The sequence below is a fragment of the Streptomyces sp. NPDC104814 genome, assembly GCF_055583185.1.
On record NZ_JBVJOL010000010.1, the window covers coordinates 214,054 to 230,246 of the forward strand.

Genomic DNA, 16,193 nt, shown 5'->3' on the forward strand with positions numbered 1-16,193 from the left:
GCGGCCGCCCGGCGCCACCGGCACGGACCGCCCGGCGCGCAGGGTGCAACGCGTTGCGCTCCTCAGTGACGTGGCCCACTTGTGCGTTTGCCTGAGAGGAAAGAGGGGAGGCGCGCCTTCGGAGCGATGCCGGTTGCGCGTTCAACCTTTGTGTGGTGCGTGTGACCTCCTCGCTCCCTTCCCTGCCGTCGAGAAGAGAAGGTCCGCGTGTCAGCCAGGCTTCAGGCCGAGCACCTCTACAAGGTGTTCGGCAGACGACAAGATCAGGCGGTGGAACGGCTCCGTGCGGGAGCCGACCGTGAGGAGCTGCGCGCGGACGGCACCACGGCCGCCGTCATCGACGCGTCCTTCACCGTGGACCCCGGCCAGATCTTCGTCGTCATGGGCCTGTCCGGCTCCGGCAAGTCCACCCTCCTGCGCATGCTGAACGGCCTGCTGGAACCCACCGCCGGCCGCGTCCTCTTCGACGGCCAGGACCTGACCTCGCTCGGCGGCAACGAACTGCGCGCCGTGCGCGCCAACAAGATCAGCATGGTCTTCCAGCACTTCGCGCTCTTCCCGCACCGCAGTGTCCGCGAGAACGCCGCCTACGGCCTCGCCGTCCAGGGAGTGCCCCGCGCCGAGCGGAACGAGCGCGCCGCCGAGGCACTCGCGCTGTGCGGCCTGGCCGGCTGGGAGGACTCCTGGCCCGACGAGCTGTCCGGCGGCATGCAGCAGCGCGTCGGCCTCGCCCGGGCCCTCGCCACCGACGCCGACCTGCTGCTGATGGACGAGTCCTTCAGCGCCCTGGACCCGCTGATCCGCCGCGACATGCAGGACCAGCTCCTGGAACTGCAGCGCACCCTGAAGAAGACCATCGTCTTCATCACCCACGACCTCAACGAGGCCATGCGCCTGGGCGACCGCATCGCCGTCATGCGCGACGGCCGCATCGTCCAGAACGGCACCGCCGAGGACATCCTGCTGCGCCCCGCGAACGACTACGTCGCCTCCTTCATCCAGGACGTCGACCGCTCCCGCGTGGTCACCGCCGGCGCCGTCATGGACACCGACGGACTGCGCGGCGACGAGGCCGACTGCGGCTGCGCGACCGCGACGCCCGACACGCCGTTCACCGAGCTGTGCGCGCTCAGCGCCCGCGCAGCGCACCCCGTCGCCGTCCTCGACGCCGAGGGCACGCTCGTCGGCGTCGTACCGCGCCGGCGTCTGGTCGGCTTCCTCGGCGACGAGGAGGGCGCCCCGGGCACCTGCGACGACCGCCGGGACAAGGGCGGGGAGAAGGTGATGGCCCGTGCCTAGGATCCCGCTCGGCACCTGGGTCAACGACGCGGTCGACTGGCTCCTGAACCACGTCTCCTGGCTCTTCGACTTCTTCAAGACCGTCTTCACCGGCGCCTACGACGCCATCGACGCCGTCCTCCAGGCGCCCCAGCCGCTGCTGCTCGCCGGCATCCTCGCCGTGCTCGCCTTCTGGCTGCGCGGCACCCTCGCCGGGGTGCTCACCTTCGCGGGCTTCGCCTTCATCGACTCCCTCCAGCTGTGGGACGACGCGATGGTGACCCTGTCGCTGGTGCTCGTCGCCACGCTGATCGCGCTGGTGATCTCGGTGCCGGTGGGCATCTGGGCCGCCCGCTCGGACCGGGTCAGCTCCCTGGTGCGGCCGGTGCTGGACTTCATGCAGACGCTGCCCGCGATGATCTACCTCATCCCGGCGATCCTGTTCTTCGGCACCGGCGCCTCCGCCGGCATCGTCGCCACCCTGATCTTCGCGCTCGCCCCCGGAGTACGGATGACCGAGCTGGGCATCCGCCAGGTCGACAAGGAACTGGTGGAGGCCGCCGAGGCGTTCGGCACCACGCCGCGCAGCACGCTGCTGCGGGTCCAGCTGCCGCTGGCGCTGCCCACCGTCATGGCCGGCGTCAACCAGGTCATCATGCTCGGCCTGTCGATGGCCGCGATCGCCGGCATGGTCGGCACCGGCGGCCTCGGCGGCGACGTCAACGAGGCCATCGGCCAGCTCAACGTGGGCCTCGGCTCCGAGGCGGGCGTGGCGATCGTGATCCTCGCGATCTACCTCGACCGCATGACGAGCGCGCTCGGCACCCAGGTCTCCCCGCTGGGCCGGCGCACCGCCGCACGCGCGCGTGCCGCGGGCGGCCTGAAGATCTGGTCCTACCGGCCCCGTCCGCAGATCGCGGTCATCGGCGTCGTCATCCTCGGCCTGGTCGCCGGCGGCATGGGCGTCTTCGGCGGCAAGGGCGCCGCCACGGCCGTCGCCGACGGCGAGAACATCGGCCAGGGCAAGAAGATCACCATCGGCTACATCCCCTGGGACGAGGGCATCGCCTCCACCTACCTGTGGAAGGAGATCCTCGAACAGCGCGGCTACCAGGTCGAGGCCAAGCAGCTCGACGCCGGCCCGCTCTACACGTCCCTCGCCTCGGGCACCGTCGACTTCCAGACCGACGCCTGGCTGCCGACCACCCACGCGCAGTACTGGAAGAAGTACGGCTCGCGGATCGACGACCTGGGCAGCTGGTACGGCCCGACGTCTCTCGAGCTGACCGTTCCGGCGTACATGAAGGACGTCAACACGCTCGCCGACCTCAAGGGCAAGGCCGGCGAGTTCGGCGGGAAGATCACCGGCATCGAGTCCAGCGCCGGCGAGATGGCCCTGCTCAAGAGCAAGGTCCTCAAGGAGTACGGCCTGGACAAGGAGTACAAGGTCGTCGACAGCTCCACCCCGGCCATGCTGGCCGAGCTCAAGCGCGCCTACAGCAAGAAGGAACCGATCGTCGTCCCGCTCTGGTCGCCGCACTGGGCGTACAACGACTACCGGCTGAAGAAGCTGGCGGACCCCAAGGGCGCCTGGGGCAAGGGCGACGGGCTGCACACCCTGGCCCGCAAGGGCTTCGCGGGCGACAACCCGGTCCTCGCCAAGTGGCTGAAGGGCTTCAAGCTGGACGAGAAGCAGCTGACCAGCCTCGAGGCCGGCATCACCAAGGCGGGCAAGGGCAAGCAGCAGGACGCCGTGCGCGCCTGGCTGAAGAGCAACCCGGGTCTCGTGGACAAGTTCGCTCCGGTCGGCAAGACCCAGGCCGCCGCCGAGGCCAAGCGGCCGGTCGACGTCGCCTGGTTCCCCTGGGACGAGGACATCGCCGTCACCCACCTGTGGAAGAACGTCCTGGAGCGGCGCGGCTACCAGCTGAACCTGAAGCAGATGGACGTCGGCCCGGTCTACACCGGCCTCGCCTCGGGGGACCTGGACCTCAACTTCGACGCCTGGCTGCCGTACGCGCAAGGGAACTACTGGGACAAGAGCAAGGACCGCCTCAAGGACCTCGGCACCTGGTACCGGCCGACCTCGCTGGAGATCGCCGTGCCGTCCTACGTCAAGGGCGTGAGCTCGCTCCAGGACCTCAAGGGCAAGGGGGGCGCGTTCGGCGGGAAGATCATCGGCATCGAGCCCGGCACCGGCGAGATGAACCTGCTGAAGACGAAGGTGCTGCCGGGCTACGGCCTGGACAAGGAGTACAAGGTCGTCGACGGCTCCACCCCGGCGATGCTCGCCGAGCTCAAGCGCGCCTACGCCAAGAAGCAGCCGGTCGCCGTCGTCCTGTGGTCGCCGCACTGGGCGTACAGCCAGTACCACCTGACCAAGCTGAAGGACCCCGAGAAGCTCTTCGGCGAGGGCAACACCATCCGGACGATCGCGGGCGAGAAGTTCCCCGAGCAGTACCCGCAGCTCACCCGCTGGATCAAGAACTTCCGGATGAGCGAGGCGGAGCTCGGCGGTCTCGAGGCCGAGATCAACCAGCGTGGCCAGGGCCACGAGGACGACGCCGTCGCCGCCTGGCTGAAGCAGCACCCGGAGGTGGCCGAGCGCATGACCCCGCAGTAGCAGGCCACTGCGACCGCACCCCCGAGGGGTGGGCCACCCACGCCACCTGACCGCGTGGGAGGGCCCACCCCTCGGGTCATGTCCGCCCGCTCCGAAAAGATCCGGCCAACCACACAGCGCCATGCCACCACCAGAACCCGGCTGCCGGATACGGGAACACCCGGGAGAGCCGCCGCATTGAACATGACACGGGCATCGCGGTACGCCGAACGCCCCCTCAGCCGACCGCCCGGGCAGGTGATCCACTGGCGAGAACCAACAGGTCGGAACCCACCCCGTGTGTCTTCGTTGTGACGGCCGCATGAAACGGTTTGCCGAACATGCGTAGGGTGCAGAGAACTCAAGCAGGACCGCACCCGCCGGCCCGGACACACCGAGCGGCGCGACGACCGGGACGACGAGCGAAGGAGGGAGCCGGAGCGATGGGCGACCACAAAGAGCAGCCCCTGCGGGTCGGCGCGGCCGTGCGGCGGCGTCGCCGTGCCCTGGACCTCACCCTCGCCGTCGTGGCCGAGCGCAGCGGCCTGTCGGTGCCCTTCCTCAGCCAGGTCGAGAACGACCGGGCACGGCCCAGCCGCGGCTCCCTGGAGAAGGTGGCGGACGCCCTGCGCACCACCGCGGTCGAGCTGCTCGCCGCCGCCGACCCGGCGTGCAGCGTCGACGTCGTACGCGCCGAGGACCTCGAACCCGGGCCGGTGCCGCAGGTGCGGTCCCTGGTGCGCGGGCACCACCAGATGCACGCCTCGGAGTTCCTCGGCGACCACGACGCCGGCCGCGAGTTCCAGTACCGCAACGACCAGTTGATGTACGTCGCCGACGGCGCCGTCGAGATCGAGGCCGAGGGCCGCGCCTACCGGCTCGGCCGCGGCGACACCCTGTATCTGACCGGCGGGGTGCGTCACCGCTGGCGGGCGACCGTGCCCGACACCCGGCTGATCGTCGTCGCCGTCGCCGAGCACATCGAGGCCGTACGGGACCGGCCGCGCCGGTGAGGGTCGTCTCGCTGGTGCCCTCGCTGACCGAGGCCGTCGCCGCCTCCGCGCCCGGCGTCCTGGTCGGTGCCACCGACTGGTGCACCCACCCCGAGGGCCTGGACGTCGTACGCGTCGGCGGCACCAAGAACCCCGATGTCGGCCGCGTCCTCGATCTCGCCCCCGACCTGGTCGTCGCCAACGAGGAGGAGAACCGCGCCGCCGACCTCGGCGCGCTGCGCGCCGCCGGCGTCGAGGTGCTGGTCACCGAGGTGCGCGACGTGCCGCAGGCCTTCCGGGAACTGGACCGGGTGGTCGGGGCCTGCGGGGTGCGGCACCGGCCGCGCTGGCTGGACGAGGCGGAGGCGGCGTGGCGCACGCTCCCGGAGCCGGACGCCCGCCGCAGCGCCGTCGTGCCGATCTGGCGCCGGCCATGGATGGTGCTGGGCCGTGACACCTTCGCCGGGGACGTCCTGGCCCGGCTCGGCGTTGACCAGCTGTACGCCGGGCACGCGGAGCGCTACCCGCGCGTGCCGCTGGAGGAGCTGCGGGAGGCCGGTCCGGACGTCGTCGTCCTCCCGGACGAGCCGTACCGTTTCACCGCCGACGACGGCCCCGAGGCCTTCCCCGGCCTGACCTGCGCGCTGGTCAGCGGACGGCACCTGACGTGGTACGGGCCGTCACTGGCCGAGGCGCCACGGGTGCTGGGCGCGGCCCTCGCAGCAGCTCACCGCTGAGCAGGCCGCGCGCGGTGCCCGCGGCGGCGGCGAGCCAGCCGGCGACCAGCAGCGCGTACAGGCCGAGCGCGAGGGCGTCGAAGGCGACGAGCCCGGTGCGCCGGCCGAGCGCCTCGGCGCCCGTGACACAGGTGCCGACGGGGAAGGTGAACGCCCACCAGGTCATCGTGAACCCCATGCCGCGGCGCCGGGCGCGCACCACATGGGCGCCGGCCAGAAACAGCCACAGCAGCGCGAACCCCGTCACCGGCACGCCGTACAGCACGGCGAACACCTCGAAGCCGGTACCGGCCGGGCCCGGCATCACCCCCGGTGCGGTGTCGGCGAACTTGCCCGCCGCGGTGGTGGACTGGCCGAGCGGCCCCAGCACCAGGAAGAGCGTCGGGGTGAGGGCGAGCGGCAGCGGCCCGCCGATCGTGCGGGCGAACACCAGCGGCAGCACCAGCAGGACCGCCAGCAGGCTGAGACCGAACAGGGCGACGCAGGCGAGCAGCAGGGTCGCGCGGGGCTGCCCGGGCGGCAGGTGCGGCACCAGCAGCGGTCCGGCCGCCGCCGACACCATCGGCCCCACCAGCGGCAGCAGCCACACGGGCGTCGCCTCCTGCGCCGCTGCCCGATGCCGTACGGCCATCAGATACGGCACCGCGACCGCCGCGGCGAGGGCGACGGCCGTACCGGCGGTGAACAGCACGGTGTCCAGCGCGACCGCGGCGGTCGTCCCGATGCAGGCGCGCCCCACGGTCAGCGCGCCGGCGCCGACGGAGAGCAGGGCCATCGCCAGGCAGCCGTAGAAGGGAGCCATGGCCGCGTCCAGCAGGTGGGCGCGGGCCTGGTCGCGGTGGTGACGCCAGTGCAGGGCGCGGGTGGACAGCAGGAGCAGCAGCAGGGCGAGGGCGAGGACCCACACCGCCGTGCACGCCGTGTGCAGGCCGGGGAGGTGGACGGGGAGGGCGACGCCGGCCGTGGCCAGGACGGCGGTGCCCATCACGGTGGCGTACCAGTTGGGCCCCAGGTGCCGGACTGCGGTGATCATGACACCACCGTGCCCTGAGCGGACGGCCCCCACCAGGGACGATGTCTCTATGAGGGCATAAGCTGGGTTTATGGCAGACGTGAGCGGGAGGGAGAGCGCGGCCCAGGTGCCGGGCGGGTCGCTGGCGCACCGGGTGCCCGATCTCGGCGCGCTGGAGCTGCTGCTGGCCGTGGCACGGCTGGGCAGTCTCGGCGCGGCCGCACGGGAGCTGGGCATCACCCAGCCCGCCGCGAGCAGCCGTGTCCGCTCCATGGAACGGCAGCTGGGCGTGGCGCTGGTGGACCGCTCGCCGCGCGGGTCGCGGCTGACGGACGCCGGGGCGCTGGTGACGGACTGGGCGCGGCGGATCGTCGAGGCCGCCGAGGCCTTCGACGTGGGCGCGCAGGCGCTGCGGGACCGGCGGGACTCGCGGCTGCGCGTCGCGGCGAGCATGACCATCGCCGAGTACCTGCTGCCCGGGTGGCTGATCGCGCTGCGCACCCGGCTGCCCGGCACGGCGGTGTCGCTGCTCGCCGGGAACTCCGCGGTGGTCGCGGAGCGGCTGCTGGCGGGGGAGGCCGACCTCGGGTTCGTGGAGGGGCTGACGCTGCCCGGCGGACTGGACTCCGCGGTCATCGCCCGCGACCGGCTGATCGTGGTCACCGCTCCCGGACACCCCTGGGCGCGGCGCCGCCGGGGAGCCGTCTCGGCCGAGGAGCTCGCGGCGACGCCGCTGATCCTGCGGGAGACGGGGTCGGGGACGCGGCAGGTGCTGGACGCCGCGCTGGGCACGCCCGCGGTGCCGTTGATCGAGCTGTCCTCGACGACCGCGGTGAAGGCGGCGGCGGTGAGCGGGGCGGGGCCCGCGGTGCTGAGCGAGCTGGTGGTCGGGGAGGAACTGGCGTCGCGGCGCCTGGTACGGGTCCCGGTGGAGGGCGTGGCACTGGCACGGGCCCTGCGGGCGGTCTGGCCGGCGGGCCACCGGCCGGCGGGCCCGGCACGGGAACTGCTGTCCTTGACACGCTCGCCGTCCACCGGGCCGGGGGGAGCGGGGGCATGAGTGCATGAGGGTACGGCGGCCGCGGCGTGACGGGCCGATGCGGTGACGGGTCCTGCGGCCCACCGCAACGGCGGTGACCGGGGGCAGGTCCTACGGCCGCCGCGACGGCAGTGACCGGGCGCCGGGTCCCACGGCTTCCCGTAGGAGCGGTGACCGCTGTCGCCCGTAAGAGCGGTAACCGCTGTCGCCCGGGCCCGACGGCCCCCCGGCGCCCCTGCAATGGAGCGGGTCCGTACCTTTTCGCCCGCCGCCTCCCGGGGGGCGCCCCCGCCGCGTGGCGCCGCCCCCGCAGTCCGCCGCACGGCGCCCCCCGCCGAACGGCCGCACCCTCACGCCAAGAAGCCCCGCAGCAGCGCCGCCGTGCCCGCGCAGTGTTCGCGCATCATTTCGCGGGCGCCGTCCGCGTCGCCGTCCAGGACCGCCTCGACCAGCGCGGTGTGCTGACGCTGGGAGTGCTCCAGGTTGCGCACCAGCAGCGGGATGCAGTCCAGCAGGTCGTTCACGGTGGCCCGCACCGCCGCGTACTGGGCGGTGAGCGTGGCCGAGCCGCTCAGCTCGGCCAGCGTGAGGTGGAGCAGGGTGTCGCGCCGGCGGTAGTCCGCCAGCGGCGCGTCCTGCGTGGCCGCCAGCGCCTCGCGCAGCCGCTCCGCCCGCTCCGGTGTCAGCCCGTGCTGCGCGCACAGACCCGCCGCGCCCACCTCCAGCACCTCCCGGAACCGCAGCACGTCCTCGATGTCGACCTCGGCGATCCGGCGGCGCAGCTCGTCCTCGCCGCCGGCGTCGGCCGCCTGGGGGCGTTGCAGCACAAACGTTCCGCCGTAGCGGCCGCGCCGGGCCTCCACCAGCCCCTGGTCCTGAAGCACCTTCAGCACTTCGCGCAGCGTCACCCGGCTGATCCCGAGCCGCTCCGCCAGCTCCCGCTCCGCGGGCAGCCGCCCGCCCGCCGGCACCAGCCCGAGCCGGACCACCTGGAGGATCTGCTCCAGCGCCTCCTCGAAGCCGTTGCCCGCCCGCACCGGCCGCAGCAGCGGCGTGAGCCGGTCCGCCGCCTGCACCGGCCCGTTGTCGCCCTCCGTCCGCGCCATCCCGCCGCGTCCCCTTCCCAAGCAAAGGTCAACAGCAATACCTTATGGCTTCCGGTGCCGGACGAGAACGCCGCAGCAGCCCGAGGAGGCTCTCCCGTGGCAGACCGCACACCCCCGCTGAGCGTCGAGGAGCTGCACGCCCTCGTCGCGAGCGGCGAGATCGACACCGTCGTCCTGGCCTTCCCCGACATGCAGGGCAGGCTCCAGGGCAAGCGGTTCGCCGCCCGCTTCTTCCTCGACGAGGTCCTCCACCACGGCACGGAGGGCTGCAACTACCTCCTCGCCGTCGACGCCGACATGAACACCGTCGACGGCTACGCCATGTCCTCCTGGGACCGGGGCTACGGCGACTTCGCCCTGCGCCCCGACCCACGGACCCTGCGGCGCGTCCCCTGGCACCCCGGCACCGCCCTGCTGATCGCCGACCTGGCCTGGGAGGACGGCTCGCCCGTCGCCGCCGCGCCCCGGCAGATCCTGCGCCGCCAGCTGGAGCGGCTCGCCGCGCTGGGATACACCGCGCAGGTCGGCACCGAGCTGGAGTTCATCGTCTTCCGCGACACCTACGAGCAGGCCTGGGACTCCGGTTACCGCGCTCTCACGCCGGTCAATCAGTACAACGTCGACTACTCGATCCTCGGCACCGGACGCATCGAGCCCCTGCTGCGCCGTATCCGCAACGAGATGGCCGGCGCCGGGCTGACCGTGGAGTCCGCCAAGGGCGAGTGCAACCCCGGGCAGCACGAGATCGCCTTCCGCTACGCCGAGGCCCTGACCACCTGCGACCAGCACGCGATCTACAAGACCGGCGCCAAGGAGATCGCCGCCCAGGAGGGCGTCTCGCTCACCTTCATGGCCAAGTACAACGAGCGCGAGGGCAACTCCTGCCACATCCATCTCTCCCTCGCCGACGCCGACGGCCGCAGCGTCATGGCAGCGGACGGGGGCGGGATGTCCGACGTCATGCGGCACTTCCTGGCCGGACAGCTCGCCGCGCTGCGCGAGTTCTCGCTGCTGTACGCGCCGAACATCAACTCCTACAAGCGGTTCCAGCCGGGCTCCTTCGCACCGACCGCCGTCGCCTGGGGCCACGACAACCGCACCTGCGCCCTGCGCGTCGTCGGCCACGGCCGCTCCCTGCGCTTCGAGAACCGCCTGCCCGGCGGGGACGTCAATCCGCACCTCGCGGTGGCCGGGATGATCGCGGCCGGCCTGCACGGCATCGAACAGAAACTGGAGCTGCCCGAGCCCTGCCCCGGCAACGCCTACGCCGCCGACTTCGCGCACGTCCCGACCACGCTGCGCGAGGCCGCCGGGCTGTGGGAAAACAGCGCTCTGGCCAGGGCCGCCTTCGGCGACGAGGTGGTCGCGCACTACCGCACCATGGCCCGCGTCGAGCTGGACGCCTTCGACGCCGCCGTCACCGACTGGGAGCTGCGCCGCTCCTTCGAACGCATGTGAGGCCCGTCGTGAGCCACCCGTCCGACCCGTACGTCCTCGAGGTCCTCAACCCCGCCACGGAGGAGGTCGTCGCCACCGTCCCGGCCGCGACGGCGGCCGACGTGGACGCCGCCGTCGTACGCGCCGGGCGGGCGCAGGCGAAGTGGGCCGGCTTCCCGCCCGGGGACCGGGCCCGGCTGCTGCGCCGCTTCGCCCGGGTCGTCGACGAGCACCTGGAGGAACTGGCCCTGCTGGAGGTCCGCGAGGCGGGGCACACCATCGGCAACGCCCGCTGGGAGGCGGGCAACGTGCGCGACCTGCTCGACTACGCGGCCGGGGGAGTGGAGCGGCTGACGGGACGGCAGATCCCGGTGCCGGGCGGGCTGGACGTGACGATCCTGGAGCCGCTCGGCGTCGTCGGCGTCATCGCTCCCTGGAACTTCCCCCTGCCCATCGCCGCCTGGGGCACCGCACCCGCCCTCGCCGCGGGCAACGCCGTGATCCTCAAGCCCGCCGAGACCACCCCGCTCACCGCTCTGCGGCTGGCCGAGCTGGCCCTGGCCGCCGGGCTGCCCGAGGGGCTCTTCCAGGTTCTGCCGGGGCGCGGACCGGTCGCGGGCACCGCGCTCGTCGAGCACCCCGGCGTCGCGAAGATCGTGTTCACCGGGTCGACGGCCGTGGGCAAACAGGTGTGGGCCAAGGGCGCCGAGCGGCTCAAGCGGGTCACGCTGGAACTCGGCGGCAAGAGCCCCAACATCGTCTTCGCCGACGCCGACCTCGAACAGGCCGCGTCCGCCGCCCCCATGTCCTTCCTCGACAACAGCGGCCAGGACTGCTGCGCGCGCACCCGCATCCTCGTGCAGCGCTCCGTGTACGACCGTTTCCTCGCTCTGCTCGCCCCCGCCGTCGAGTCCGTCGTCGTGGGTGACCCGGCCGACGAGTCCACACAGATGGGCCCGCTCATCTCCGCCGCCCAGCTCGACCGGGTCCGCTCCTACGTCCCGGGCGACGCCGAGGGCATCCGCGGCAAGGCCCCCGAAGGCCCCGGCTACTGGTTCCCGCCGACCGTCCTGACCGGTGTCGACCCGCACGCGCGCGTCGCCGTCGAGGAGGTCTTCGGGCCCGTCGCCGTCGTCCTGCCGTTCGACGACGAACGCGAGGCCGTCGCGCTCGCCAACGCCACCGACTACGGCCTGTCCGGCTCCATCTGGACCCGGGACGTCGGCCGCGCCCTGCGCGTCTCGCAGGCCGTGCGCGCGGGCAACCTGTCCGTCAACTCCCACTCCAGCGTCCGCTACTGGACTCCCTTCGGCGGCTTCAAGCAGTCCGGTGTCGGCCGGGAGCTCGGCCCGGACGCGCTGGCCGCCTTCACCGAGACCAAGAACGTCTTCATCAGTACGGAGGGCCCCGCACAGTGACCGAAGAGATCGTGTGCCGCCGCCTGGCCGGCCGTACCGCCGTCGTCACCGGAGCCGGCAGCGGCATCGGCCTCGCCTCCGCCCGCCGTCTCGCCGCCGAGGGCGCGCACGTGGTGTGCGGCGACGTCGACGAGGCCCGGGGCAAGGCCGCCGCCGAGGAGACCGGCGGACTGTTCGTGAAGGTCGACGTCACCGACCCGGAGCAGGTCGAGGCCCTGTTCCGGGCCGCGTACGACACCTACGGCAGTGTCGACGTCGCCTTCAACAACGCGGGCATCTCACCGCCCGACGACGACTCGATCCTGGAGACCGGTCTGAAGGCGTGGAAGCGGGTGCAGGAGGTCAACCTGACCTCGGTCTACCTGTGCTGCAAGGCCGCCCTGCCCTACATGCGCCGCCAGGGCAAGGGTTCCATCATCAACACGGCCTCCTTCGTGGCCCGGATGGGGGCGGCGACCTCGCAGATCTCCTACACCGCCTCCAAGGGCGGCGTGCTCGCCATGTCCCGTGAACTCGGCGTCCAGTTCGCCCGGGAGGGCATCCGCGTCAACGCGCTCTGCCCGGGACCGGTCAACACCCCGCTGCTGCAGGAGCTGTTCGCCAAGGACCCCGAGCGGGCCGCGCGCCGCCTGGTGCACATCCCGGTCGGCCGGTTCGCCGAGGCCGAGGAGATCGCCGCCGCCGTCGCGTTCCTCGCCAGCGACGACTCCTCCTTCGTCAACGCCACCGACTTCCTCGTCGACGGCGGAATCTCCGGCGCGTACGTCACACCCCTGTAAGGGTGTGAACGGTACGGTCCGGGCGTATGCGACAGCTCCTCGCGTGGACCCTGGCAGCGGCCGCCGTCCTGGCGGCCGCGCCCGCCGCCCGTCCGGACGGCCGTACCGCCTGCCCCCGTCTCACCGCCACCTGGTACGGCGACAACCGCGCCCACCTCCAGCAGGCCATCGACGCACGCGGCACCTGTGCCGGCCGGCCCGGCCGGCCCCGCCCGGTCGCCGTGTTCGACTGGGACAACACCGTCGTCAAGAACGACGTCACCGACGCCACCCTCTCCTGGGCGCTGCGCCACGACCGGCTGCCGCGCCCCGCCCGCTGGAAGGACACCAGCGCCTGGCTCACCGACGCAGCCGACCGCGCCCTGACCCGCGCCTGCGGCCCCGGCGCGCCCGGCACACCGCTGCGGACCTCGGCCGACGCCCCCTGCGCCGACGAGATCCTGCAGATCCGCGAGAACGGCACCACCATGAGCGGCGCCGCCGCCTTCGCCGGGACCTTCGACCACCGGCGCACGGTCCCGCAGTACGCCTGGGTGCCGCAGCTGTTCACCGGCCGCACCCCGGCCGACCTCGCCTCCTACGCCGACGCCGCCCGCCGCGAGGCCCTCGCCGCCCCCGTCGGCGCCACCCGCCGCGTCGGCACCCACACCGTGCCCGCCTACGTCCGCTACTACGACCAGCAGCGCGACCTGATCCGCACCCTGCGGCGGGCCGGTTTCGACGTCTACATCGTCTCCGCGGGCTCCGAGCCGATCACCGAGGTCTGGTCCCGGGGCGTGGGCCTCGACGCCGCGCACACCATCGCCATCCGGTCCGTCCTCGACCGCCGGGGCCGCATCACCCCCTGGACCGAGGGCTGCGGCGGCGTCCCGGCGACCCGCGGCGCGGTCATCCCCTACATCGACGGCAAGCGCTGCTTCGTCAACCAGGAGATCTACGGCGTCCGGGGCCCCGCCGCCTGGCAGCGCCGGCCGTGGCCGCAGCGCCCCGCGATCGCCGCCGGGGACGCCGACACCGATGTCACGTTCGTTGCCGACGCGACCGCCGTGCATCTCGTGATCAACCGCAACAAGCCGGAACTGATGTGCAGGGCCTACGACGACGCCGACGGTCACTGGCTGGTCAATCCGATGTTCCTCCAGCCGCTGCCGCGCCGCGACACCCCCTACCCGTGTGCGACGACCGCGTACACCGCACCCGACGGCACCCGGGGGCCGCTGCTGCGCGACGACGGATCGGTGGTGCCCGACCAGCGGGACACCGTGTACTGACCACCGGGCCGGGCCCTACAGTGCCCGGATGAGCATGACGCCCCCGCCCGGCTGGTACCCGGACCCGACGGCCGAGCACCTGGAGCGCTGGTGGGACGGCACGGCCTGGACGGAGCACCGGCGCGCCCGCACGGACCCGGCGCCCCCGACCGTGCCCCTGCACCAGCCGGTCGCGCCGCAGCCGCCGGCGTTCCAGGTGCCGCCCGGGGCGTTCCCGCAGCAGCCCGTGACGGTCCCGCAGCGCGCTGCCTCCCCGGGGCGCGGCAAGGCCGTCGCGCTCGCCGTCGCCGGCGCCGTGCTGGTCGCGGCGATCGCCACCGGCGCGATCCTGCTGAGCCGGGGCGGCCACGGTGGCGAGCCGGCCGCCGGGACCACCCCGCGGCCCGCCCCGACCCTCGCCACGGCCACGGGCGAGCCGTCCGGCGCCGAGCCGTCCTCCGCCTCGCCCACCGGTGACCCGTCCGTCGTCGTCGACCAGCTCAACGGCATCACGCTGACCATGCCCCACGGCTGGGTGCGGCCCGAGTTCGTCGCCGACGACTCCGTCGTCATGACCACCGACGGCACCTACGACTGCCCCGGCGACCCCGGGATGTGCCGCCACGGCCTGGTCACCACCCACACCGCGACCTCCACGGACCAGACGTCACCCGAGGCCCTCGCGAAGGCGGACATCAGCGAGGCGGCCGGGCTGGCCTTCGACGAGGACACCCTGAACCGGCGTCCCTTCGGCGGGATGACCGGCCATCAGGTCGTCGCCCAGGGCACGGTGGCCGTCGCGGGCCGCGCCGGGTACTACGTGCGCTGGCACGTCACCACCGCCAAGGGCCCCGGCGGCTACGTCCAGTCCCTGGTCTTCCCGTCCAGCACGGGCACCGAGGCGCCCGTCGTCGTGCGCTACGTCTTCGACGCCGGCCGGGACGGGCCGCCGCTGACCGACATGGACCGCATCACCCGGGGCATCCGGCCCGTCGGCGACGCGGCCACCGGCGGCGGGGTGGGCAGCAGCATCGGCCCCACCCCATGAGCCGCCGAGGCGTCACAGGAACGTGTGCCCCTCGCCCCGGTACGTCGGCACGGTCGCCGTGACCCGGTCGCCCTCGACCAGGTGCAGCACGTCGAACCGCTCGCACATCTCACCGGCCTTCGCGTGCCGGAACCACACCTTGTCGCCGATCAGCAGGTCGTCGGCCGGGGAGCCGAGCAGCGGCGTCTGCACCTCGCCGGGCCCCTCCTGCGGGTCGTACCGCAGCCCCTCGGGCAGGTACGGCACCGGCAGCCGGTCCGGGCCGGCCGCGCCGGAGGCCGGGTAGCCGCCGCCCAGCACGGTCACCACGCCCACGCCCGGGCGGCGCACCACCGGCTGCGCGAACAGCGCGGCCGGACGACCGCTGAACGAGGTGTAGTTGTCGAAGAGCCGCGGCACGTACAGCCCCGACCCGGCCGCGATCTCCGTGACGGCGTCCTCGGCGGCCGTGTGCTGCACGCTGCCGGTGCCACCGCCGTTGACGTACTCCAGGTCCGGCACCAGGGAACGCAGCCCGCGCACCACCGCGGCGCGCCGCTCGGCCAGTTCACGGCGGGCGGCGGCCTGCATCAGCCGGATCGCCCGGGAGCGCAGCGGCCGCCCCGCGACCGCGTCGCCGACCCCGGCGATGTGCCCCTCGTACGCCATGAGCCCGACGACCTTGAAGCCCGGCCGGCGGGTCACCGCCCGTGCCAGCTCGGCCACCTGGGCGGGGGAGTGCAGCGGGGAGCGCAGCGCACCGACCCGGACCCGGCCGCCGAGGAGCCGCAGCGACGTGTCCAACTCCAGGCAGACCCGCACGACTTCCCGCCCGTCGCCGCGCGCGGCGTCGATCAGGTCGAGCTGTGCCACGTCGTCGACCATCACGGTCACCGCGCCGGCCAGCTTGGGATCGGCGGTGAGTTCGGCGAAACGGGCGCGGTCGGCGGACGGATAGGCCAGCAGGACGTCCTCGAAGCCGGAGCGCGCGAGCCACAGGGACTCGGCGAGCGTGAAGGACATGACGCCGCGGAACCCGTCCTTCGCCAGGACCCGTTCCAGCAGCGCCCGGCAGCGCACGGACTTGCTCGCGACCCGGATCGGCTTGCCCCCGGCACGGCGGACCAGATCGTCCGCGTTGGCGTCGAAGGCCTCCAGGTCCACGATCGCCACAGGGGCGTCGAGATGGGCGGTGGCCCGGTCGTAACGGGCCCGGTCGGCGGCGCGCGCAGTCATGACGGCAGCCTGCCAGACCGGATTACCGCAGGGTAGGGGGACGTTCCGGGCAGATGCCCCGGGCTCCCCGGACCGGTTCCCGTCCGGCCGGTTCCAACCCGTAGAGTGACGCGCAGCGCAGGCGAAGCGATGGTCCGGGGCCGAGGAAACGGGGGGTGCATGAGCACGGAGGCACGCCACGGCGCCCGACCCCAGCCCGACCGCCCGACGGCCGGCGGAACGGCCCCCACGGGTTCCGCCTCCCCTTCCGCTTCGAGTCCGGATTCCGGTTCCGCTTCCG

At 73.3% G+C, this 16,193-nt stretch carries 13 protein-coding genes; 10 read left to right on the forward strand and 3 right to left on the reverse strand.

From position 1 onward, the window contains the following. Positions 1–207 precede the first annotated feature (207 nt). From ACZ64A_RS29345 to ACZ64A_RS29360, 4 genes are all read left to right on the forward strand, one after another. Positions 208–1,299, forward strand: a complete 1,092-nt coding sequence (locus tag ACZ64A_RS29345) for a quaternary amine ABC transporter ATP-binding protein (RefSeq protein WP_469814583.1) — start codon at positions 208–210, stop codon at positions 1,297–1,299. Beyond that, a complete protein-coding gene (locus ACZ64A_RS29350; RefSeq protein WP_469814585.1) occupies positions 1,292–3,901 on the forward strand; it encodes an ABC transporter permease/substrate binding protein in 2,610 nt (869 codons plus the stop codon). Before ACZ64A_RS29345 ends, ACZ64A_RS29350 begins: the two co-directional genes overlap by 8 nt. 422 nt (positions 3,902–4,323) lie before the next feature. After that, positions 4,324–4,893 (forward strand): helix-turn-helix domain-containing protein, encoded by a 570-nt coding sequence (locus tag ACZ64A_RS29355; RefSeq protein ID WP_361625401.1) that lies wholly within the window; start codon positions 4,324–4,326, stop codon positions 4,891–4,893. Beyond that, complete coding sequence (locus ACZ64A_RS29360) at positions 4,890–5,609, forward strand: helical backbone metal receptor (protein WP_469814587.1); 720 nt, start codon at positions 4,890–4,892, stop codon at positions 5,607–5,609. The genes ACZ64A_RS29355 and ACZ64A_RS29360 overlap by 4 nt, the downstream gene beginning before the upstream one ends. Here the strand turns inward: ACZ64A_RS29360 and ACZ64A_RS29365 are convergent. Next, entirely contained in the window at positions 5,521–6,642 is a 1,122-nt protein-coding gene (locus ACZ64A_RS29365) for a TDT family transporter (RefSeq protein ID WP_469814589.1), read from the reverse strand. The genes ACZ64A_RS29360 and ACZ64A_RS29365 overlap by 89 nt on opposite strands. A gap of 70 nt (positions 6,643–6,712) precedes the next feature. Here ACZ64A_RS29365 and ACZ64A_RS29370 point away from each other — a divergent pair, with 70 nt between their 5' ends. After that, positions 6,713–7,681 carry a LysR family transcriptional regulator gene (locus tag ACZ64A_RS29370; RefSeq protein ID WP_469814591.1) on the forward strand — a complete coding sequence of 323 codons (969 nt, stop codon included), beginning with the start codon at positions 6,713–6,715 and terminating at the stop codon, positions 7,679–7,681. A gap of 329 nt (positions 7,682–8,010) precedes the next feature. Here ACZ64A_RS29370 and ACZ64A_RS29375 read toward each other — a convergent pair whose 3' ends face one another. Next, positions 8,011–8,766, reverse strand: a complete 756-nt coding sequence (locus ACZ64A_RS29375; protein ID WP_469814593.1) for a FadR/GntR family transcriptional regulator — start codon at positions 8,764–8,766, stop codon at positions 8,011–8,013. Between the two features lie 96 nt (positions 8,767–8,862). On the opposite strand from ACZ64A_RS29375, the gene ACZ64A_RS29380 reads away from it, so the two are divergent. The 5 genes from ACZ64A_RS29380 to ACZ64A_RS29400 are packed head-to-tail and all read left to right on the forward strand — an operon-like array spanning position 8,863 to position 14,698. Next, positions 8,863–10,224, forward strand: a complete 1,362-nt coding sequence (locus ACZ64A_RS29380) for a glutamine synthetase family protein (protein WP_469814595.1) — start codon at positions 8,863–8,865, stop codon at positions 10,222–10,224. Positions 10,225–10,232: 8 nt separating this feature from the next. Then, positions 10,233–11,621: an aldehyde dehydrogenase family protein gene (locus ACZ64A_RS29385; RefSeq protein ID WP_469814597.1), complete on the forward strand. Its 1,389-nt coding sequence runs from the start codon at positions 10,233–10,235 to the stop codon at positions 11,619–11,621. Continuing rightward, positions 11,618–12,400 (forward strand): 3-oxoacyl-ACP reductase, encoded by a 783-nt coding sequence (locus ACZ64A_RS29390; protein WP_469814599.1) that lies wholly within the window; start codon positions 11,618–11,620, stop codon positions 12,398–12,400. Before ACZ64A_RS29385 ends, ACZ64A_RS29390 begins: the two co-directional genes overlap by 4 nt. Positions 12,401–12,426: 26 nt before the next feature. Then, positions 12,427–13,671 carry an HAD family hydrolase gene (locus ACZ64A_RS29395; RefSeq protein WP_469814601.1) on the forward strand — a complete coding sequence of 415 codons (1,245 nt, stop codon included), beginning with the start codon at positions 12,427–12,429 and terminating at the stop codon, positions 13,669–13,671. Positions 13,672–13,705: 34 nt separating this feature from the next. Next, a complete protein-coding gene (locus ACZ64A_RS29400) occupies positions 13,706–14,698 on the forward strand; it encodes a DUF2510 domain-containing protein (RefSeq protein WP_469814815.1) in 993 nt (330 codons plus the stop codon). A gap of 12 nt (positions 14,699–14,710) precedes the next feature. On the opposite strand, the gene ACZ64A_RS29405 is transcribed toward ACZ64A_RS29400, so the two are convergent. Continuing rightward, complete coding sequence (locus tag ACZ64A_RS29405; RefSeq protein WP_469814603.1) at positions 14,711–15,913, reverse strand: amino acid deaminase/aldolase; 1,203 nt, start codon at positions 15,911–15,913, stop codon at positions 14,711–14,713. Positions 15,914–16,193: the final 280 nt, after the last annotated feature.